Genomic DNA, 21099 nt, shown 5'->3' with positions numbered 1-21099 from the left:
GGCGCGGTGCCAGCTGGCACCGCGCCTCCTGGCCGTCAGACGGTCGCGTCCGGAATCCGCCGCTCGCCGCCCAGCCGCGCGATCCGCACGAGCGCCGCGCGCTCCGTCCCCGGCTGGTGCCCGAGCACGGCACCGATGCCGTCGAGCACCACGCCCGCGGTCCGCCGGACCGGGAACTCCACCGGCCCGACCGCAGGCGTCCGCAACCCGAGCATCGAGCGGTGCCGCGGATCCAGGGAGACGACCGCGCCGTCGAAGAGCGCCCGGTACCCGGGGCGCAGCAGGCGTGCGAGGGGCGGGTCCTTGATGAACCGGACGACGTCGAGCGTCCGTGCGGTCGCGACGAGTTCCCCGCGGTCGAGGTACCCGTTCATCTGGGCGCGGAGCTCGGCGTCGGACTCGGGGGCGTCCTCGACGCCCATCAGCCGGCCGGCGATCGCCCATTCGCGGACGTAGGCGTCGGCACCGCCGGGGATGGGTTCGCCCCACAGCTGCGCACTGCGGAGGAAGGCGTCGGTGAACGCGAGGTGCACCCACCGGGCGAGGTCCGGGTCGTTCGCGGCGTACGGCTTCGTGACCCCGTGTCCGTCGACGTACTCGCCACGGACGCGCTCGTGGAGCTTCCGGACCCAGGCGCTCGCGGACCGGGCCGCCGTGGTGTCGCCGTGCGAGACCGTGTAGATCCAGCGGATCGTGCCGGCGAGGCGGCCGAACGGGTCCTCGCGGTAGCGGGAGTGGTCGGCGACGCCGGCGAGCGCCCCCGGGTGGAGCGCCTGGACGAGCAGGGCGCGGACACCCGCGAGGATCGTCTGCTTCCCACCGTGCACCGACCAGGTGGCGGAGCCGGGCCCGAAGAACCCGGCGTCCGTGCCCTGTTCGAGCTCGTCGATCCAGGCCGGGCGCTCCGTCGCACCACCGGTGAACGTGTCGTTGAGACGGGATCGGAAGGCATCGGCGACAGAGGGCATGACGCCATCGTCCGTCGTGCCCCTGACAACGCGCTCGGGTGGCCCGCTAGGTTGGTCGGCGTGAGCATCGACACGCCTCGTCCCTGGCTTGCCTCGTACGCCCCGGGGGTCCCGCACGACATCGACGAGCCGACCGGCTCCCTGTACGACATCGTGGAGGGGTCCGCCAGGCGCTTCCCGAAGAAGGTCGCACTCGAGTTCTTCAAGCGGACGACGACGTACGCCGAGCTCGAGGAGCAGATCCTCCGGGCGGCGAACGGCCTCCGCAAGCTCGGGGTGACCGCCGGCGACCGGGTGGCGATCGTGCTGCCGAACTGCCCGCAGCACATCGTGGCCTTCTACGCCGTGCTCCGCCTCGGCGCCGTGGTCGTCGAGCACAACCCGCTGTACACGCCTCGCGAGCTCCGCCACCAGTTCGAGGACCACGGCGCGAAGGTCGCGATCGCGTGGGACAAGTCGGTGGCGACGCTGCAGGACTTCCCCTCGGACGTGAAGCTCGACGCGATCGTCTCGGTCGACCTCACCCGCGCGATGCCGCGTGGAACCCGGATCGCGCTGTCGCTGCCGGTCGCGAAGGCCCGCGAGTCCCGGGCGAAGCTGACCACCACGGTGCGCGGCACGACGCCGTGGGACGACCTCGTGTCGAACCGGAAGCTGTCGAAGCGCCACCCCCGACCCGCCACCGACGACGTCGCCCTGATCCAGTACACGTCGGGCACGACGGGCGTGCCGAAGGGTGCGGTGCTGTCGCACGGCAACCTCATCGCGAACGCCGCACAGGCCCGGGCGTGGGTCCCGCAGATCCAGCCCGGAGACGGCAGCGTGGTCTACGCGGTCCTGCCGATGTTCCACGCCTACGGCCTGACGCTCTGCCTGACCTTCGCGATGAGCATGGCCTCGCGGCTCGTGCTGTTCCCGACGTTCGACCCGGCACTCGTGCTCGCTGCGATGAAGAAGCACCCGCCGACGTTCCTGCCGGCGGTGCCCCCGATCTACGCGCGGCTGCAGCACGCGGCGGACTCCGCGAAGGTCTCGCTCGAGGGGATCGAGATCGGCATCTCCGGGGCGATGGCGCTCTCGAAGGAGGTCGTCGAGCCGTGGGAGGCCCGCACCGGCGGCTACCTCGTCGAGGGCTACGGCCTGTCCGAGTGCTCCCCCGTCCTGCTCGCGAACCCGGTGTCCCCGGCCCGGCGCCTCGGGTCGATCGGCCTGCCGCTGTCCTCGACCGAGGCGCGGGTGGCCGACCCGGACGACCCGACGAAGGTCCTCGGGACCGACGAGCCGGGCGAGCTCCAGGTCCGCGGGCCCCAGGTCTTCCGTGGGTACTGGGGCAAGGCCGAGGCCACCGACGAGGTCTTCACGCCGGACGGCTGGTTCCGGACCGGTGACATCGTGGCGATCGACGCCGACGGGTACGTCCGGATCGTCGACCGTCTCAAGGAGCTCATCATCACCGGCGGGTTCAACGTCTCCCCGACCGAGGTCGAGGACGCCCTGCTCAAGCACCCGAGCGTGCGCGAGGTCGCGGTCGTCGGGATCACCCAGGCCGGCAACGAGCAGGTCGTCGCGGCCGTCGTGCCGAAGGACCCCGCGACGTTCGACGCCGATGCCCTGCGGGCGTGGTCGCGCGAGCACCTCGCCGCGTACAAGGTGCCCCGCCGGGTGGTCGTGGTCGAGGACCTGCCGCGCTCGATGATCGGCAAGGTGCTGCGGCGGAAGGTGCGCGACCAGATCCTCGGCGAGTAGCGGCGAACCCCTGGCGGCGCGCCCCTGGCGGCGCGCCCGTACCGCTAGGCGCGCGTCCGCTCCGGCACGGCCAGGACCGCCAGCCCGACGACCACCAGCCCGATGCCGACCCAGCCTCCGGTACCGACGTGCTCCCCCACCACGAGCACGGCGAGCACCGCGGCCACGACGGGCTCGAACAACGACAGCAGCGTCGCGACCGAGGCGCTCACGGACCGCAGCCCGACGGCGTACAGCGAGTGGCCGAGCACCGTCGGCACGAGCGCGAGGTACAGGAACACCGGCCAGTTCGCCGCGACCCCGAGCGACGCCTGCCCGCCCACGACGGCGAGCACCACGAGCGGGACCGCCGCGAGCCCGAACACCGCCCCGACGAGTCCACGCTCACCCGGCAGCGACGCGCGAGCCAGCAGCGAGGCACGATCCGCCACGGACACACCGCCGGGCAGCGCGACGGGAAGGGGCACCGCACGCATGCCCCGCGCGACCGCCCACGAGTACAGCGCGTACGTCAGACCGGCGAGCAGCGCACTCCCGAGGCCGAGCACGAGCGACCCGTCCCGATCGGAACCACCCGACGCGCCCGCATGCTCGGAGGACCGCGCGAGCGTCACGACGACCATCCCGACCACGCTCACCAGGGTGGCGACGACCCACTTGCGCGTGACGCGCCTCCCGTCCGCCACCCACTCGACGAGCCCCGCGAACACGGGCGACGACCCGATGGCCACCGTCGTGCCCAGCGCGACGCCCGCGTCGGCGAGAGCCGCGTAGAACGCGACCGCGTAGACGACGAGCGACGCCGCGCCGAGCAGCGCCCAGCGACGGCTCGCCGGGTCGGCGACCGCGCGGAGCGTGCCGCGACCGGCGCCGAGGGCGAGGACGATCCCGCCGAGGCCGAACGTCACGGCCCCGAACACGAACGCGGGGACCCCGGGCGCGAAGTGCGTCGCGGTGCCGGTGGTCCCCCACACGGCCGCGGCGACGAGGACCGCCGCGAGCCCGCCGACGGGCCTGGAGGCGCGGCTCGCGTCCGCCCCGCCCGTCACGACACGTGGACGCTCGGTCGACGGTTCACGTCGGGCTCCGCCTCGCGCAGCACCTCGCGCGTCACGGGGGCGACGTCACCGACGCCGGTGAACACGAAGCGGATGGCGTTGCGGATCGGGCTGCCCTCGTTCCACTCGAAGTAGATGCTCGGGACGACGCCGGCGATGTCCCGGATCGCGAGGAGCGTCGACGCGATCGTGTTCGGCACGTTGCCCGACCGGACCTTGAGCACGCGGTGCCCGTGGATGACGTGGCCCTCGACGACGAGGTCCTCCTCGAAGTCGGAGGAGTCGGCGGGCAGGACCTCGAGGAACATCGTCGGCACGCGGGCGGGGATGCCGGAGTCGCGGCGTTCCTCGCGCCCCTTCGACCGGTACGCCTCGGCCGTGCCGGCACCCGGTTCGTTCGCGATGATGCAGACCGAGCTGAACTGGTCGGCGTCGGCCTCGATGAACTGCCGGGCGGTGGCGTCGAGCTCGATCGACGACGCACGGAGCTCGAACGACCGGCGGACGCGGGAGACCAGCGAGACCACCACGATCGCGATGATGAAGATCGCGGCGATCCGGACGCCGTCCGGCCGCTCGATGACGTTCGCGACGGTCGTGTACACGAAGACCACCGCGATGATGCCGAACCCGATCGTGCGCTTCTTCTGCTGCTTGCGCCGGGCCGACAGCGTCACCGCGACCGCGGCGCTGGTGATGAGGACGAGCACGCCCGTGGCGTAGGCGCCGCCCTGCGCGTCGACGTTCGCCTGGAAGATGATCGTGATCACGAAGGCGATGAGCGTGAAGATGATGACGAGCGGCCGGGTCGCCCGCGCCCACTGCGGTGCCATGCCGTAGCGGGGCAGGAACCGGGGCACGAGGTTGAGCAGACCCGCCATCGCACTCGCACCGGCGAACCACAGGATCGCGACCGTCGAGAAGTCGTACACGGAGCCGAACACGCCGCCGAGGTACTCGTGCGCCAGGTACGCCAGCGCCCGCCCGTTCGCACCGCCGCCCGGCTGGAACTCCTGCTGCGGGATGAGGAACGTCGTGACGATCGACGAGGTGATGAGGAACGAGCTCATGATGACCGCGGCGACGGTGAGCAGGCGCTTCGTCCCGCGGATCCGCCCCTCGGGTCGGGCGCTCGTGTCGTCGGACGCGTCGCCGCGCACCTGCGGCATCACCGCGACGCCGGTCTCGAAGCCGGACAGGCCCAGCGCGAGCTTCGGGAAGACGATGAGGGCGATGCCGATCATCACGAGCGGGTTGCTGTGCTGCGCCGTGAGGCCGCTCCACCAGTCGCTCGCCACCATCGGGTTCTCGAACACGTGCCACAGGGACACCCCGACGACGACCGCGTTGAGCAACAGGTACACCGCGACGAGCGCGACCGCGATGCCGATCGCCTCCTTGAAGCCGCGGAGGAACACCACCCCGAGCAGGAGCAGCAGTGCGAGCGTGAGCGGCACCGGGATCTCGGTGAACCAGTGCGGCGTGAAGGGGTTCTCGGCGATGTGCGCCGTCGCGTCCGCCGCGGACAGCGTCATCGTGATCATGAAGTCCGTCACGGCGAACCCGAGCAGCACGAGCACGAAGAGCTTGCCGGCCCACCAGGGCAGGAGCTTCTCGAGCATCATGATCGAGCCGGCGCCCCGGAAGCTGTCCTGGGCGACCCGACGGTACACCGGCAGCGCGCCGAACAGCGTGACGAGCACGAGCACGATCGTCGCGATCGGCGACAGGAGCCCTGCGGCGAGCGCGGCGATCGCGGGCTGGTACCCGAGCGTCGAGAAGTAGTCGACGCCCGTGAGGCACATGACGCGCCACCACGAGTGGGTCTTCTCCACCTCGACCTGGTGCGGGCCCTGGTGCGAGGCGCCCTGGTCGGCCCCGTGCAGCATCCAGCGACGCACACGGGTGCTTCGGTCGAGGGGAGGCTCGGTCGCGTCGCGTTCCGCGGCCCGCTCGGCGTCTGTCGCGGTCACGGACACGATCGTAGGCCGTCCTAGCGCCGTGGTCTCGCGATCACCGCCGCGACACCGGCCACCACGAGCAGGACCCCGGCGGTCAGGCAGGCCCCGAGCAGGAGCGTCATCGGGTCGACGGTGAACCACGGCAGGGCGCTCACGGCCATCGCGGCGGCGAACACGAGGAGGACGACCCCCCAGAAGACCGTGCCGAAGCGGGGTGCACGGCGCGGGCGGCGAGCGGGTGCCGGGGCCCCGTCGAACGGGGTGGTCGGGGTGGTCGGGTCGACCGGGGTGGTCCGGTCGTCGGGGGTGGTCTCGTCGTTCGTCATCGTCTCGTTCCTCACTGGTCGACGGTCACGGCGCGCGGCACGTCGACGCCGCCGCCGATGACCCACACGTGCACGGTCGTGGTCTCGGCGGCGTCCGCCGATCGCGCTGCCCGGTTCTCGACGGTCGTCGTGCCGAGCGCGCCACCGAGGCTGTCGTCCGCGTCGTCGTCCGGACGGAGCTCGACGCCGTACCCGATGCCGCTCACCCGGACCCGGACGGGTGCGTCGGTCGGCAGCTGGACCTCGGCTCCCCCGGCTCCGAGCCAGAGGTTCACCGTCCCGCCGCCGTCGGCCTCGTCGAGCCCGCGGAGGTCCAGCGTCGGCCCACCGACCACCATCGCGTAGTTCCGCTCGGTGCCCGGCCGCACGTCGTCCACCCGCCAGGTGGTCCCGCCGACGACCGTGACCTGCGTGCCGGTCGGCAGCACACCCGTCACGACGAGCGCGACGACCCCGATGGTCGAGAACAGTCCGAGGCCACCGCTCTCCCGCCCGCGCACGCCGGCCACGACGGTCGCCACGGCGAGCACGGCGACCGCGGCGGCGATCCCGAGCACCGGCACGGGCAGGTCGGTCTGCTGCGCCCACACCGCGACGCCGGCTCCGACGACGAGGGCGAGGCCCAGGCTCACGGCGACGTACCCGGCACCGGGGAGCCGGTCGGCTCGCTCCGCGCGCCGTTCCGCCTGACGCTGCCGTTCCGCGCGCATCCGCTCGGTGTGCTGACGGTGTCGGTCCGCCGCGGAGGTCGTGTCCCACTGCCAGGAGGTGCTGCTCGCCCCCGCCGCGGACCCACCGGGAGCGACGTGGTCGGGTCCACCCGCCGTGGTCGCGCCCGTCGCCGCCCACGGCGTCGGCGTGGGGTCGTCGGCACTCGTCCAGAAGTCGCGCCGCGTGCCCGGCTCCGCCTGCTCGCCGGCTGCCGGCTGCGAGCCCCGGCGCGCCAGGACCACCACGAGCCACACCGCGCACCCCACGAGGGCGATCGTCCACGCGGTCCCGAGCGTGGCCGAGAGCCAGCCGGGCATCCCCCACGCCACCGGGACGCCCTGCCACCAGATGCCCTGGACGGCGGGGACGAAGGTCAGCACCACGAGGACGCCGATGGCGATGAGCGCCGGGTCGAGCACCCCGCGGATCATCCGCTCGACGTGGATGCGTCCGGACGAGTCCGGCAGCAGCGCCCACCCCGCCGCGTAGGCGAGGAACACCGGGCCGCCGAGGAGCGCCACGACGATCGCGACGCCCCGCACCACGAGCGGGTCGAGCCCGGTGCGCTCGGCGACGGCGCCGCACACGCCGGCGAGCCAGCGGTCGTCGGACCGGGTGACGTGGATGCCCCGGATCCAGTCGAAGAACCGTGTCGCCGACGCGGGGCCGCCGGTGTCCTGTTGTGTCATGGCCACCAGCATCGTGGCCGCCGACGGTCGGCACCATCGGGGTTCACCCTGATCGTCCCCTGATCCCCGCCCCCGAGCCCGCGGTCGGCGGACCCGGGGTGCCAGGATTGGCCCATGCCGACCGCCACGATGTCCCGCCCGGCCCTCCGGGTCGTCGGTGGCGTGTGCGGCGGGTTCGCTGCCCACACCGGGCTGCCCGTCGGCGCGGTGCGGCTCGCGACCGCGGTGCTGGCGGTGTGCGGCGGGGCCGGTGTCCTGCTCTACGCCTGGCTCTGGGCGACGACGCCGAGCCAGGGTCCGGCGACGCCGACGTCCCTGCGGGCGGTGCTGACCCGTCCCGCAGCGGAGGCCGAGGCCGCGCCGGACGAGCACGCGCGCCGGGCGCCGGTCGTGGAGATCCTGCTCGGCATCGCCCTGCTGACGGCGGGCGGCGCGATGGTCGCCTCACGGCTCGGCGCCGACGTCCCGCTCGCGTTCATCGTGCCGGCGATCGTCGTCGCCACCGGAGCGGCACTCGCGTGGCGGCAACTCGACGCCCTCCGGAACGTCCGCGCCGCGGGGTCCTCCGCCCTCGTCGTCCGGGCCCTCGGCGCGCTCGTGCTCGTCGTGCTCGGCATCCTGCTGTTCTTCACCTCGAGCACGCACCCGAACGTCTGGACGGTCCTCACCGCCGCGACCGCGGTGCTGCTCGGCGTCGCCGTCGTGGTCGCGCCCTGGGTGGTCCGGCTCGTCCGCGACCTCGCCGAGGAGCGCGCCGCCCGCGTGCGCGACGTCGAGCGGGCCGAGATCGCGGCGCACCTGCACGACTCCGTCCTGCAGACCCTGGCGCTCATCCAGCAGCGGGCCGAGCCGGGCTCCGACGCCGCACGACTCGCGCGGGCACAGGAACGCGAACTCCGGTCGTGGCTGTTCGCCGAGCAGGCCGAGCCGACCGCCGACCTCGGGGCCCAGCTCCGGGCGACCGCGGTCGAGATCGAGACCGAGTACCCGGCGCAGGTCGAGGTGATCGCGATCGGTCCGGCGCGCGCCGACCTGCCCGAGGGCATCGTCGCGGCCGCCCGCGAGGCGATGCTCAACGCCGCTCGGCACGCCGGCGGGACCGTCCGGGTGTACGCCGAGACCGCCCACGACCGCGTGGAGGTCACCATCGGCGACCGCGGGCCGGGCTTCGACCCCGCGGCGGTCCCGGAGGGCCGCTACGGCGTCCGCGAATCGATCGTCGGCCGGATGCAGCGCATCGGTGGCACCGCGACGATCGCGCCGGGGCCGGGACGCACCGGCACCGAGGTCCGTCTGGTCCTCCCCCTGACCGCCCCCGACCGGCCGACCGAGGAGCACCCGTGACCGACGACCCCACCGCGCAGCCGCAGGCCGCACCGCTCACCGTCGCCATCGTGGACGACCACTCCATCTTCCGGGCCGGCGTGCGCGCCGGGCTGCCGCCGCGCCTCCTGGTCGTCGGTGAGGCCGCGACCGTCGACGAGGCCGTCGACCTCGTCGCCGCGACCCGACCGCGCGTCGTCCTGCTCGACGTCCACCTGCCCGGCGGTGCGGGCGGTGGTGGCGCCGAGGTGATCGCGCGCGCCGCCCCGGGCCACCCGGACACCCGGTTCCTCGCGCTGAGCGTCTCGGACGCGGCGGACGACGTGGTGCGGGTGATCCGGGCGGGAGCGCGCGGGTACATCACCAAGAGCTCGTCGGAGGCCGACGTCGCCGAGGCGATCGACCGCGTGGCCGAGGGGGACGCGGTGTTCTCGCCGCGGCTGGCCGGTTTCGTGCTGGACGCGTTCGGCGCGGTGAGCGGCGAGACCGCGCAGGTCGACACGGAACTCGACCGCCTGTCGGCGCGCGAGCAGGAGGTGATGCGGCTCATCGCCCGCGGGTACGCCTACAAGGAGGTCGCCGCGGACCTGTTCATCTCGGTGAAGACCGTGGAGACGCACGTGTCGAAGGTCCTGCGGAAGCTGCAGCTGTCGAACCGGCACGAGCTCACGGCGTGGGCGCTCCAGCGGAAGCTCCTCTGAGCACGCGGTCGACGCCTCACTTCGAGCTGATGCGCGTGTACTTGTTCACCGACCACGGCACGAACACCACCAGCATCACCGCGATCCCGATCAGCACCGTCACGATCGGGTGCTGCATCGTCCAGATGTCCGGCACCGGCGCCGAGCCGACGTTGCCGAACAGCTCGCGGGCGGCCTGCACGAGCGACGACACCGGGTTCCACTCCGCGAAGACCCGCAGCACGAGCGGCAGCGTGTCGCTCGGGACGAAGGCGTTGGAGATGAACGTCAACGGGAACAGGATCATGAACGAGGCGTTGTTGATGACCTCGGGCGTCTTGACGCTCATGCCCAGCAGCGCCATCACCCAGCTGAACGCGTAGCTGAACAGCAGCAGCAGTGCGATGCCGGCGAGGAACTCCAGCGGCGACGAGTTCACCCGCCACCCGACCGCGAGCCCGGTGAGCATCATGATCGCCATCGAGATGCCGTTCAGCACCAGGTCGGAGTTCGTCCGGCCGACGAGCACCGCGGACGCCGACATCGGGAGCGTGCGGAACCGGTCGATCAGCCCTTCCTTGAGGTCCTGCGCCATCGCCGAGCCGGAGAACGTCGCGCCGAACACGACCGTCTGGGCGAAGATCCCCGCCATCAGGAACTGCGTGTAGTCGGTCCCCTGCACCTGGATCGCGCCGCCGTAGACCTGGCTGAAGAGCAGGACGAACATGATCGGCTGCAGCACCGCGAACACGAGCATGTCCGGCGACCGCTTGATCTTGATGAGGTTCCGCTTCGTGACCGTCCAGCCGTCCTCGAACCAGACCGCCGCGGGCGAGGTGACGACGACGGGCAGCTGCCGGCCGAGTGCCGTGGCGGGTGTGGTGGCGGTCATCGTGCCGCCTCCTTCTGCTTCGTGGCAGCCGGGTCGACCGCATCGTCGTCCGTCGCCGCGTGGCCGGTGAGCCGGAGGAACACGTCGTCGAGGGTGGGGCGTCGCATGCCGGCGTCGTGCAGCTCGATGCCGGCGTCACCGAGGTCGGCGAGCACCCGCTGGAGGGCCGAGGGTCCGGCCTCGACCGCGATGGCGTGGGTCCGGCCGTCGCCGGAGGCCTCGACCTCGCCGACGCCGTAGCGACGGAGGACGGTCGTGGCGGCGTCCGCATCGCCCTGGTCGACCAGCGTGACGACGACCCGGTGGCCGCCGACCTGGGCCTTGAGGTGGTCGGAGGTGCCCTCGGCGATGACGGTCCCGCCGTCGATCACCGCGATGTCGTCGGCCAACTGGTCGGCTTCTTCGAGGTACTGCGTGGTGAGGAGCACCGTCGTGCCCTCGGCCACGAGCCCCTCGATGATGCCCCAGAGCGCGAGCCGGCTGCGCGGGTCGAGCCCGGTGGTCGGCTCGTCGAGGAACAGCACGCGGGGGTTCATCACGAGCGCGCCGGCGAGGTCGATCCGCCGCCGCATGCCGCCGGAGAAGCCCTTCACGGGGCGGTCCCCGGCCTCGGCCAGGTCGAAGACGTCGATGAGCTCGCGCGCCCGTTCCCGCGCCGTCCGACGACCGAGGTGGTAGAGCCGCCCGATCATCTCGAGGTTCTCGAACCCGGTCAGGTTCTCGTCGACCGCGGCGTACTGGCCGGAGACCCCGATGGAACGCCGGGTGGCCTGCGGGTCGGCGATGACGTCGATGCCGTCGATCGTCGCCGTGCCGCTGTCGGGCGTGATGAGCGTGGTCAGCACCTTCACCGTGGTGGTCTTGCCGGCACCGTTCGGCCCGAGCAGCGCCTTGACGGTGCCCTGCGGCACCACCAGGTCGAGCCCGGCCAGTGCGTGCACGGGACCGGACTTCGATCGGTACGTCTTGGTCAGCCCGGAGGCTTCGATGATGGCCATGTCGCTCCCTTGTCGAGCATGGAACATATCAGATGGTCGGTGCCGACCGTGACGCGCTACACGTCGAAGTCACCACCGAAGTCGCTGAAGCCACCGCCGAAGTCGGATCCGCTGTCGCCCCAGCCCGCACTCTCGAACCCGCCGCCGTCGGACGCGCCGCTGTCGGACGCGCCTCCGTCACCGGAGTCGGCACCAGTGTCCTCCGAACCACCGTCACCCGCAGCATCGGTACCGCCGTCGAACGATCCGGGGTCCGGCAGGAAGGCGCTCATGATGGCCGAACCGATCACGTAGCCGGCGACCGTCCCGAGGATCGAGGCGCCGATCATGCTGCCGAACGAGGGACCGGAGCGCTGCCCGGCACCGCCGAACATCCCGCCGCGACCGTTCCCGACACCACCGAGCGAGCGCTCCATGAACCCGGGCTGCCGGATCTCCGAGCGCGTCGCGGCCTGGGCCAGGGAGCGCGGGTCGTCGCCGCGCGGGGCCTCGCCGGCCGGCGCGGACCGGGTGAACTCGTCGTAGACCATCCGGCGCTGCTCGTCCGTGAGCTTCGCGAAGGCCTCGGCGTGGACCTCCTCGATGCGCTCCGGCGGGGCCGTGCGGAGCAGGTAGCGGTAGCGCTCGACCGCACGCTCGTCGTCGGTCGACGCCTGCTGGCCACCGGTCGGGTCGCCGCCGCCCCACTGCGGCGTGCCGTACTGGCCGCCGGCCGCCGGCGCTCCCGTGGGCGCGGGCTGGTGGTAGGACTGCTGGCCGTAGCGGTACCCCTGCTGCTGCGGCTGTCCCCACTGGTTCTGCTGCGCGGCGCCGTTCTGGTCGCGCTCCGGACGTCCGAGCAGGCGGTCGAGGAATCCCATGGTCGATGCTCCTTCGGGTGCGCCCCGCCGGCGGCGGAGCAGTGCGGCCCGCCGTGGAGCGGTGCCGTGGACTGCCACCCTAGGGAGCGCCGGCGACCGCTGACTGAACGCCCGCACAGAGTCACCCGAGAGCCGGCGGTGCAGGATGGCCTGCGTGACCGCGGACCTCGACGAACTCCGACGGCTCCGGCGCGCCCGCAGCCGGATGGACCGCGCCTACGCCGAACCCCTCGACGTCCCGTCGCTCGCCGCCGGCGCCTTCATGTCGCCCGCCCACTTCAGCCGCCGGTTCCGCGCCGCCTACGGCGAGACCCCTTACGCGTACCTGATGACCCGGCGCATCGAACGGGCACAGGCGCTCTTCCGGAGCACCGGGCTCAGCGTGACCGAGGTCTGCCTCGCCGTCGGCGCGACGAGCCTCGGATCGTTCTCGTCGCGCTTCACCGAGCTCGTCGGGATGACCCCGTCGCAGTACCGTGCCACCGATCACGACGCCCTCGCCGGCGTGTGGAGCTGTCACGCCATGGTCGTCACCCGACCCGTTCGAGCAGGATCCGAGAAGCGCGGGGCGACCGGGCGGTCCTAGTCTCGCTGCCATGAGCATCCAGATCAGCGGCGTGCACGTGCTCGCCGACGACATCGACGCCGCCGTCGCCTTCTACGGCGACGTCCTCGGCTTCACCGTCCGAAACACCGTCGAGAACGGCGGGTTCCGGTGGGTGACCCTCGCGAGCGAGGACCACGCCGACCTCGAGCTCGTCCTGTCCGAGCCGCACGCCGGTCGGTCGCAGGAGGACGGCGACGCGATCGCCGCGCTCCTCGCCAAGGGCGGCCTCGCCATGCTGCAGCTCCGCGTGTCCGACCTCGACGCCACGTTCGACCGGATCACGGCGAGTCCCGACGCCGAGGTCCTGCAGGAGCCCACCGACCAGTTCTGGGGCGTCCGCGACGCGGCCGTCCGCGACCCCGCGGGCAACATGGTGCGGATCGCGCAGGCCTGACGGCCCGTCACGCGCCCACCTGTGGGCCGGGAGGCGCGGGTCGGGCCCGCACCGCGCCTCCAGGCCCACGGGGGTGACGCTCAGACGGCGGCGAGCGCCGCCGTCCACACGGCGTGCAGTTCGTCAGCCGCACCCGGGTGCGCCACCAGGAACGGCTCCCCCGCCGGCGGGAACCCGTCGACGGGGCCCTCCCGGGTGAGCACGACGCCGCCCGCCTCGTGCACGAGCAACACCGCAGCACCGTGGTCGATCGGGTCGAACGCCGACACGCACCCGCCGATCCCCCGCCCGGCCGCGACCTGCGCGATCGTCAGCGTGCCGGACCCCTGCACCCGCAGCGTGCACGAGCGGGCCGCGAGGGCGTTGAGGAACGCACCGAACCCGGGCCACGGCCGGTGTCCGTCGAGCTCGGTCCCGACCACGGCTCCGGCGAGGGCGCGCGGGGCGTCGTCGAGGCGCAGCGTCCGGTCACGGAGGGTGGCGCCGCGACCGCTCCGGGCCTCGAGCACCTCACCACGCCACGGATCGGCGACGACGCCGACGAGCGGACGACCGCCGCGGGTGAGACAGAGCGACATCGAGGTCCACGGCACCCCGTTCGCGAGGTTCGTCGTCCCGTCGACCGGGTCGAGGTACCAGCGGTGCCGGTCGCCGGGGGCCTCGCCGTACTCCTCGCCGGTGAACCCGTGCGTGGGGAACGCCGTCCGTACCCGGGAGCGCACGTGCTGTTCGACGAGTCGGTCGACGTCGGTGACGAGGTCGGCGGGGTGCGCCTTCGTGGTGACCTCGCCGACGGGGTGCTCGCGGGTGAAGGCGATCACCTCGTGGGCGATCCGGTGCGCCAGTGCCTCGGCGCGGGAGGCCACCTCGGTCTCGGTCGGCTCGCGGTCGCGCGCGGGCCAACCGTCCCGTTCCGCCGCTGCGAGTGCCGCTCGGACCGCGGCGACGTCGTTCGTGGTGATCGAGTCGACGCCCGACATCGCGGCCCACACGGCCGGCTCGGGGTCGTCCACGGTCCACACCGACACGACGAGGCCGAGGTCGTGCGCGGCCCGGACGGTGCGCGGCGTGACGAACGCGACGTCGAGGTTCAGCGTCGAGGGCGCGCGCGGCGCCAGGTCCTCCGCGGTCGGCGCCTCGAGCGACTCCCACGCGAGCCAGACGTCGGCGTCCGGGAGGACCTCGCGGACCGCCGCCATCGCCTCGGGCGCGCCGCACCACGCGACGCCGGTGCTCCCCCGGTGCGCCGCGACGGTCCGCGCGGCGACGAGGGCGTCCTCCGGGTCGGTCAGGTCGACGAGCAGCGAGGTCCGGCAGCCATCGAGCCGTTCGAGTGCGGCGTCGAGTCGCGGGATCCGGTCGAGGCCGTTCCCGAGCCGGGCGACGTCGCACCAGTCCACCTCGGACACGCGTCGGGCGTCGCCCCACATCCGGCCGAGGGTCTCGTCGTGGAGCAGCACGGCGACGCCGTCGGCGGTGCGGCGGACGTCGACCTCGATGGTGTCCGCGCCGAGGGCCTCGGCGACGGCGATGGCCGGCAGGGTGTTCTCGCGCCGGACGCGCGGCGCACCCCGGTGGGCGACGAGGCGTGGTGCGCGCACGGTGCGCCGGGCGTCCGGGGCAGCGTCGGTGGCGACCATCCGGCCCGTCGGTGCCTGCGCGGTCGACGTCATCCGCCGATCGTGCCGGACGCCGGCGAACCGGAGGTGACGTGCGCGTGAACGCGGCGTGCGCGTGGGCGGCCGTCGCCGACTGCGAGAATGGGGTGTGACCGAACGCACCTGGGGCTGGCTCGCAGCCGTGATCGACGTCGTGCTCATCGTCCTGTTCGCCCTGATCGGGCGCTCCTCGCACGGTGAGGCGAACTCCGCACTCGCGCTGTGGACCACCGCCTACCCGTTCCTCGCCGGGTGGGCGATCGCCTACGTGACGAGCGGAGCGTGGGCTCGCCCGCTGCGCTTCTGGCCCACGGGTGTCGTCGTGTGGGTCCTCACGGTGTTCGTCGGGTTGGCGATCCGGGTGGCGACGGGCCAGGGCGACGTGGACGGCAACCCGCTGCCGATCTCGTTCGTGATCGTCGCGACGATCGTGCTCGGGGTGTTCCTGCTCGGGTGGCGCGGGCTCGCTCGACTCGTCATCGGTGCCGTCGGGCGGCGCCGGCAGCGCGGGGCGGTGTCGGCCGAGCGCTGACCGTCAGGTGCGCCCGACCGCACGCCGGTCAGAACAGCCCGGCGCGCGGTGCCTCCGGCCCGTCGAACCCGCGGAACATGTCCGACACCAGGGCCTCGATCTGCGGCTCGACGAGTCGTTCGACCGCCTCGGCGATCCGCGGCCGGTGGTCGATGAGCGCCAGGCAGACCGCCGTGCCGGTGGAACGGGCGCACTCGTCGGAGAGGGCGATCTCGTGACGGAGCGCCGACTTCGCCTCGTCCGACAAGGGTTCGCGTGGCGCCTGCTCGTGCGCGCCCGTGCCGGTCAGCTCGCCGAGCGTGAAGAGGAACGGCTCCCCCGGTGACGGCTCCGGGTCGACGTCGAGGCCCTGGAACTCCGGCTGCAGGCCCTCGGTCGGCTGGTACCCGGCGTGACGCTTGCGTGCCGCGGCCCGCTCGAGTTCGCGCTGCAGCAGGGGCAGGTTCTTGGCGGTGTAGTCGTCGACGGCGTCCTCGATGATCGTCGAGATGCGGCCGATCAACGCGTGCTGGACGGCGTGCGGCACGTCCGGTCCGAAGCCCGCGGCGGTGGCGATCGGCGAACCGGTGCACTTGCGGCAGATGCGTGTCCGGGGCCGCGCGGTGCCGATCTGCCAGCGGGGCAGCCAGCGCAGCCAGACCTCGACAGCGCTGCGCACGCGTCCGTCGATGCCGTCCATGCTCCAAGCGTAGGCCTGGAGGCGCGGATCACCCCCGGCATCCCGCGGAAGTCGACGAAACGGCCGGGTCGTCAGTCCTTCGGCTCGGTCACGAAGTCGATGAGCTCCTCGACACGACCGAGCAACTGCGGCTCGAGGTCGGCGAACGTCCGCACCTGCCCGAGGATCCGCTGCCAGGCCCGGGCGATGTCGGCCTGCTCGGCGGCGGGCCACCCGAGCGCCTGGCAGATGCCCTTCTTCCACTCGATCGAGCGCGGGATCGTCGGCCACGCCTGGAGTCCGACGCGGGCGGGCTTCACCGACTGCCAGACGTCGACGAACGGGTGCCCGACGACGAGCACGTGCGCGCCCCACTTCCCGCGCATCACGGCGTCGGCGAAGCGGGACTCCTTCGAGCCCGGCACGAGGTGGTCCACGAGCACGCCGACACGACGGTCGCGCGAGGGCCGGAAGTCGTCGAGCACGTCGGCCAGGTTGTCGACGCCGGAGAGCTCCTCGACGACGACGCCCTCGACCCGGAGGTCGGCTCCCCAGACCTTCTCGACGAGTTCGGCGTCGTGCTTGCCCTCCACCATGATCCGGGAGGGCAGTGCCACCCGGGCGCGCTGCGACTCCACGGCGAACGATCCGGACGCGGTGCGGAGGCGACCGCCGTCGGACGCGTGCCGGACCGCCGGGGCCGAGCCGCGCCTCCCGACCGGCGGTGCAGCGGCGGCAGACCGCCCCACCGGTGCCTGCGGGCGGCCGAGCGTGACGAGCTCGCCCTCGAGCAGGAACTGCCCGGTGAAGGGGAAGGACCGCGTGCGCCCCTTCCAGTCCTCGAGCTCCACGTTGCCGGCCTCGAGCCGCACTACGGCGCCGGCCCAGCCGGTCGTCGGGTCCTCGAGGACCATGTCCCGCTCGAGCGGCACCTGCCGCACCTTCTGCACCCCGCGCGAGCGCCAGTCGCCCGAGAGCACGTCACTGCCGTACCGGTCGTCGTCCACCCGCACGAGGGTACTGTCGTCCCGGGCCCGGACGACGTCGACCGGCCGCACACCCCACCATCTCGACGGAAGGCACACCCTTGCGCGCTGCGATCATCCACGCTCCGAACGACATCCGTGTCGAGGACCGCGACCAGCCCGACCTCATCACGCCGAAGGACGTCGTGGTCAAGGTCGTCGCGGCGTGCGTGTGCGGGTCGGACCTCTGGCCGTACCGGGGCGTCACGCCGACGAAGCAGCCGCGTCCGATCGGCCACGAGCTCGTCGGCGAGGTCGTCGCGGTGGGCGACGCCGTCACGGACCTGCACGTCGGCGACTTCGTCATCTCCCCCTTCACCATGAACGACGGCACGTGCCAGGCCTGCCGCCACGGCATGACGACCGGTTGCGACCACCTGTCCGGCTTCGGCGGGAAGGACGCGTACGGCGACCCGGTCGGCGGCGCCCAGGCCGAGTACGTCCGCATCCCGGACGCCTCCGCGACCCTCGTCGCGGTGCCGGGCCCGGTCGACCCGGCGCTCGTCCCCTCGCTCCTCACCCTGTCGGACGTCTTCTCCACCGGGCACCACGCCGCGGTGTCTGCAGCCGTGGGCCCCGGCAAGACGGTCGTCGTGGTGGGCGACGGCGCGGTCGGGCTGTCCGCCGTCCTCGCCTCGAAGCGGCTCGGTGCCGAGCGGATCATCGCGATGAGCCGGCACGCCGACCGACAGGCGCTCGCGCGCGAGTTCGGCGCGATGGACGTCGTCGAGGCGCGTGGCGAGGAGGGCGTCGCGGCGATCCGCGAGCTGCTCGACGGCGACCTGGCCGACTGCGCGGTCGAGGCCGTCGGCACCGAGGAGAGCATGGACCAGGCACTGCACTCGGTCCGCCCGGGCGGCAACCTCGGCTTCGTCGGGGTCCCGCACGGGGTGCCGACGATCGGCACGCGGTACCTCTTCGACACGAACATCACCGTCGCGGGCGGCATGGCCCCGGCGCGCACGTACATCCCCGAGCTGCTGCCGGACGTGCTCTCGGGTGCGATCGAGCCGGGCCGCGTCTTCGACCTCGAGCTCCCGCTCGACGAGGCGGCGGAGGCGTACCGCGCGATGGACGAGCGTCGCGCGATCAAGGTGCTGCTGCGCCCGTAGCGCTCAGCCGCGACGTCAGACGTCCCGCGCCGCACGTTTCGCTCCGCTCGTTCCGCTCCGCACGTTTCGCGGAGCGGAACGCGTGTTTCGAATCGGTAAACAAACCTTTCAGTAAAGAAGGTTGTCCGTTACAGTCCTCGACATGACCACTCGAGGACGCACCCCCGGCCAGCCCGGCCTCCTGCGTGTCCTCAACGACCGGGCCGCACTCGAGCTCCTGCTCGACGACGGGCCGCTCACCCGCAACGAGATCGCCCAGCGCACCGGGCTCAGCAAGCCGACCGCGGCCGAGATCATCCGGCGGCTCGAGGCGGCGGCCCTCATCCGCGAAGCCGGCACCGCATCACAGGCCGGTCGCCGGGGCCCGAGCGCGGTGGTGTACGAAGCGATCACCGACCGCGACCTCGGCGTGGCGGTCGACGTCCAGCTCGTCGACGTCCGCAGCACCGTGGTGGACGCCGCCGGCCGCACCTTCCCGGTCGCGACCCACACGATGTCCCCGGCCGAGATGCGCGCGCCCGGTGCCGACATCGTCGCCGCCGCGATCTCCCGGGCCGCAGCGGCCGCGGGCGTCGACCCGGACCTCGTCACCGCGGTGGGCATCGGGGTCCAGGCGAGCGTCGACCACGCGACCGACACCCTCATCTTCACCGACGGCCTGCCCGGCTGGCCCCGTGACCGGGTCGCCGCGACGCTCTCCGCCGCACTCGGGGTCCGCGTCGTCATCGAGAACGACGCCAACCTCGCGGCGATCGCCGAACGGAACATGGGCGCCGGACGGACCCCCGGGTCGTTCGCCCTGTTCTGGATGGCCGAGGGCCTCGGCATGGCGCTCGACCTCGGCGGCCACCTGCACACCGGCGCGTCCGGTGCCGCCGGCGAGATCGGCTACCTCGGCGTGCCCGCAGACGCACGCTCCATCGACCCGACGGCCACGATCGTCGCGGACCTCATCTCCGAGTCCGCGATCATCGCACTCGCCGCCGAACACGGGATCACGGCACCGGACGGCACCGCTGCCGACTGGCGCCAGGTGCTCCCGCAGCTGCCCGGGCTCCCCGAGCAGCACCCGTTCACCACCGCCCTCGGCGAGCGCGTCGGGCACAACGTGCTCCCCGCCCTCGCCGTCGCCGATCCCGAGACGGTCGTGCTGCACGGCCCGACCGGGATCGCGGGCGGACCCGCCCTGGCCGCCGCCGTGACCGCCTGGCTCCGGACCCGCACGCGCTGGTCCACCGCCGTCGTGGCCCCCGGCGTCCCCGACACCCCCGTCCTGCACGGTGCGCGGCACGTCCTCATCGACGTCGTCCGCACCGCGCTCGCGGACCGGCTCGAGCGCATCAGCGACGATGTGCCCGCACCGGACCCGGCCGAGCGCCCCTGACCAGCACCACCCCACCCGCACCACTCGAGGCACCATCACCCGGCCCTGTCCCAGGGCTCTTCGGCGCGCCCGGAAACGACGTCGCACGCCCGGATCCGTCCGGCGTGCGGCACCGCGACCGCACCGCGTCGGAGCGAGACCAGAGAGCGAGTACCGCAGTGTCCCTCCCCCAACCGAACGTCCCGCACCGCCGGACGTTCCGCCGCATCGTCACCGCCACGGCCGTCGCCGCCGTGGGCGCCCTCGTCGTCGCGGGCTGCAGCTCCGGCAGCAGCGCCGACTCGATCGAGAAGAGCGCACCGAAGGAGCTCAAGGGCACCGTGTCCCTGTGGCACTTCTTCACCGGGCGCGAAGCCGGCGTCGTGAAGAGCGCCGTCGCCGGCTTCGAGAAGGAGAACCCCGGCGTCACGGTCGACATCCACGCCGGCCAGGACGACGAGAAGCTCCAGAAGGCGATCTCGTCCGGCCAGAACATCGACGTGGGCCTGTCGTACTCGACCGCCATCGTGGGCAGCTTCTGCTCCTCGGGCGCCTTCCGCGACCTGTCGCCCTACATCAAGCGTGACAAGGTCGACCTGTCGGACATCCCGAAGGCCGTGCAGTCGTACACGCAGTACAAGGGCACGCGCTGCACCCTGCCGGCCCTCGCCGACGTCAGTGCGCTGATGTACAACAAGCCGCTGCTCGCGAAGGCGGGCATCACGACCCCGCCGAAGACGCTCGACGAGCTCAAGGCCGACGCCCTGAAACTCACCACGTACAACGCCGACGGGTCGATCAAGCAGCTCGGCTTCAACCCGCTCATCGACTTCTACGAGAACTCCCCCGAGCACTGGGCCCCGATGGTCGACGGATCGTGGCTCGACGCGAAGGGCAACAGCGTGATCGGCACGTCCGACGCCTGGAAGAAGCTCATCACCTGGCAGAAGGGCTTCGTCGACGAGATCGGCTACGACAAGCTGAAGGCCTTCACCTCGGGGCTCGGCCAGGAGTTCGCCGCCGACAACGCGTTCCAGACCGGTCAGGTCGCGATGCAGATCGACGGCGAGTACCGGACCGCCTTCATCAAGGACCAGAAGCCGGACCTCGACTACGGCACCGCACCGACCCCGGTGATGGACGGCCTCGGCAACTACGGTTCGACCTACATCGCGGGCAACGTGGCGGGCATCGCGAAGGGGTCGAAGCACCCCGAGCTGGCCTGGGCGCTGCTGAAGTACCTCTCCACGAACACCGACGCGCAGGTCACGATGGGCAACGGGCTCAAGAACATCCCGACGCTCACCTCGGCCCTCGAGTCGCCGAAGCTCGAGGTCGACGAGAACTACAAGACCTTCGTCGACGTCGCGGGCGACAAGGACACGATGACCTCGCCGGGCACCGCGGACGGCGCCGCCTACATCGGCACCTTCACGAAGTTCTGGCAGGCGTACCAGCAGAACGGCGGCGACCTCGACGCGAAGCTCAAGAAGCTCGACTCGGACATCGACAACGCCAACCAGCTGGCTGGTCCGTGA

Annotated in this window: 20 protein-coding genes; 9 read left to right on the top strand and 11 right to left on the bottom strand. The window is 72.6% G+C overall.

Features of this window, described 5'->3' with window-relative positions:
- Positions 1-35: 35 nt before the first annotated feature.
- Positions 36-968: an oxygenase MpaB family protein gene (locus tag BIV03_RS06230; RefSeq protein WP_071295024.1), complete on the bottom strand. Its 933-nt coding sequence runs from the start codon at positions 966-968 to the stop codon at positions 36-38.
- Between the two features lie 60 nt (positions 969-1028).
- On the opposite strand from BIV03_RS06230, the gene BIV03_RS06225 reads away from it, so the two are divergent.
- A complete protein-coding gene (locus tag BIV03_RS06225; RefSeq protein WP_071295023.1) occupies positions 1029-2714 on the top strand; it encodes a long-chain-fatty-acid--CoA ligase in 1686 nt (561 codons plus the stop codon).
- 44 nt (positions 2715-2758) lie between these two features.
- On the opposite strand, the gene BIV03_RS06220 is transcribed toward BIV03_RS06225, so the two are convergent.
- From BIV03_RS06220 to BIV03_RS06205, 4 genes are all read right to left on the bottom strand, one after another.
- Positions 2759-3763 (bottom strand): EamA family transporter, encoded by a 1005-nt coding sequence (locus BIV03_RS06220; protein ID WP_071295022.1) that lies wholly within the window; start codon positions 3761-3763, stop codon positions 2759-2761.
- On the bottom strand, positions 3760-5673 hold the full coding sequence (locus BIV03_RS06215) for an amino acid transporter (RefSeq protein ID WP_071295042.1): 1914 nt from the start codon (positions 5671-5673) through the stop codon (positions 3760-3762). The genes BIV03_RS06220 and BIV03_RS06215 overlap by 4 nt, the downstream gene beginning before the upstream one ends.
- Before the next feature lie 92 nt (positions 5674-5765).
- The gene (locus BIV03_RS06210; RefSeq protein ID WP_071295021.1) at positions 5766-6059 is read right to left on the bottom strand and encodes a hypothetical protein; all 294 of its coding nucleotides are present in this window, start codon (positions 6057-6059) and stop codon (positions 5766-5768) included.
- Between the two features lie 11 nt (positions 6060-6070).
- The gene (locus BIV03_RS06205) at positions 6071-7459 is read right to left on the bottom strand and encodes a PspC domain-containing protein (RefSeq protein WP_071295020.1); all 1389 of its coding nucleotides are present in this window, start codon (positions 7457-7459) and stop codon (positions 6071-6073) included.
- Between the two features lie 114 nt (positions 7460-7573).
- On the opposite strand from BIV03_RS06205, the gene BIV03_RS06200 reads away from it, so the two are divergent.
- Complete coding sequence (locus tag BIV03_RS06200; RefSeq protein WP_071295019.1) at positions 7574-8803, top strand: ATP-binding protein; 1230 nt, start codon at positions 7574-7576, stop codon at positions 8801-8803.
- Positions 8800-9483: a response regulator transcription factor gene (locus BIV03_RS06195; RefSeq protein WP_070416644.1), complete on the top strand. Its 684-nt coding sequence runs from the start codon at positions 8800-8802 to the stop codon at positions 9481-9483. The genes BIV03_RS06200 and BIV03_RS06195 overlap by 4 nt, the downstream gene beginning before the upstream one ends.
- A gap of 16 nt (positions 9484-9499) precedes the next feature.
- On the opposite strand, the gene BIV03_RS06190 is transcribed toward BIV03_RS06195, so the two are convergent.
- From BIV03_RS06190 to BIV03_RS06180, 3 genes are read right to left on the bottom strand one after another with little or no spacing between them, the layout of a single operon-like run.
- Positions 9500-10354, bottom strand: a complete 855-nt coding sequence (locus BIV03_RS06190; RefSeq protein ID WP_070416645.1) for an ABC transporter permease — start codon at positions 10352-10354, stop codon at positions 9500-9502.
- The gene (locus tag BIV03_RS06185) at positions 10351-11352 is read right to left on the bottom strand and encodes an ATP-binding cassette domain-containing protein (RefSeq protein WP_071295018.1); all 1002 of its coding nucleotides are present in this window, start codon (positions 11350-11352) and stop codon (positions 10351-10353) included. The genes BIV03_RS06190 and BIV03_RS06185 overlap by 4 nt, the downstream gene beginning before the upstream one ends.
- A 56-nt stretch (positions 11353-11408) precedes the next feature.
- The gene (locus BIV03_RS06180) at positions 11409-12212 is read right to left on the bottom strand and encodes a hypothetical protein (protein WP_071295017.1); all 804 of its coding nucleotides are present in this window, start codon (positions 12210-12212) and stop codon (positions 11409-11411) included.
- A 205-nt stretch (positions 12213-12417) separates the two neighbouring features.
- Between BIV03_RS06180 and BIV03_RS06175 the strand changes: the two genes are divergently transcribed.
- Positions 12418-12798, top strand: a complete 381-nt coding sequence (locus BIV03_RS06175; protein ID WP_254790762.1) for a helix-turn-helix transcriptional regulator — start codon at positions 12418-12420, stop codon at positions 12796-12798.
- Positions 12799-12808: 10 nt separating this feature from the next.
- Positions 12809-13213, top strand: coding sequence for a VOC family protein (locus BIV03_RS06170; RefSeq protein WP_070416648.1), 405 nt, complete (start codon positions 12809-12811; stop codon positions 13211-13213).
- Between the two features lie 80 nt (positions 13214-13293).
- On the opposite strand, the gene BIV03_RS18670 is transcribed toward BIV03_RS06170, so the two are convergent.
- Positions 13294-14886 (bottom strand): inositol monophosphatase family protein, encoded by a 1593-nt coding sequence (locus BIV03_RS18670; RefSeq protein WP_175475739.1) that lies wholly within the window; start codon positions 14884-14886, stop codon positions 13294-13296.
- Positions 14887-14980: 94 nt separating this feature from the next.
- On the opposite strand from BIV03_RS18670, the gene BIV03_RS06160 reads away from it, so the two are divergent.
- A complete protein-coding gene (locus BIV03_RS06160) occupies positions 14981-15403 on the top strand; it encodes a DUF3054 domain-containing protein (protein ID WP_071295015.1) in 423 nt (140 codons plus the stop codon).
- Between the two features lie 28 nt (positions 15404-15431).
- Here BIV03_RS06160 and BIV03_RS06155 read toward each other — a convergent pair whose 3' ends face one another.
- Positions 15432-16082: a spermidine/putrescine ABC transporter substrate-binding protein gene (locus BIV03_RS06155; protein ID WP_070416650.1), complete on the bottom strand. Its 651-nt coding sequence runs from the start codon at positions 16080-16082 to the stop codon at positions 15432-15434.
- Between the two features lie 71 nt (positions 16083-16153).
- On the bottom strand, positions 16154-17068 hold the full coding sequence (locus BIV03_RS06150) for a DUF3097 domain-containing protein (RefSeq protein WP_071295040.1): 915 nt from the start codon (positions 17066-17068) through the stop codon (positions 16154-16156).
- 80 nt (positions 17069-17148) lie between these two features.
- Between BIV03_RS06150 and BIV03_RS06145 the strand changes: the two genes are divergently transcribed.
- The 3 genes from BIV03_RS06145 (at position 17149) to BIV03_RS06135 (ending at position 21099) form a co-directional block, all read left to right on the top strand.
- A complete protein-coding gene (locus tag BIV03_RS06145) occupies positions 17149-18198 on the top strand; it encodes an alcohol dehydrogenase catalytic domain-containing protein (RefSeq protein ID WP_071295014.1) in 1050 nt (349 codons plus the stop codon).
- A gap of 142 nt (positions 18199-18340) precedes the next feature.
- Positions 18341-19582, top strand: coding sequence for an ROK family transcriptional regulator (locus BIV03_RS06140; protein ID WP_071295013.1), 1242 nt, complete (start codon positions 18341-18343; stop codon positions 19580-19582).
- Between the two features lie 158 nt (positions 19583-19740).
- Complete coding sequence (locus BIV03_RS06135) at positions 19741-21099, top strand: extracellular solute-binding protein (protein WP_083403239.1); 1359 nt, start codon at positions 19741-19743, stop codon at positions 21097-21099.

The organism is Curtobacterium sp. MCBA15_016 (genome assembly GCF_001865105.1).
Taxonomy (GTDB): domain Bacteria; phylum Actinomycetota; class Actinomycetes; order Actinomycetales; family Microbacteriaceae; genus Curtobacterium.
Note: the sequence above shows the minus strand (reverse complement) of the source record. Positions and strands in the feature narration are given on the sequence as shown.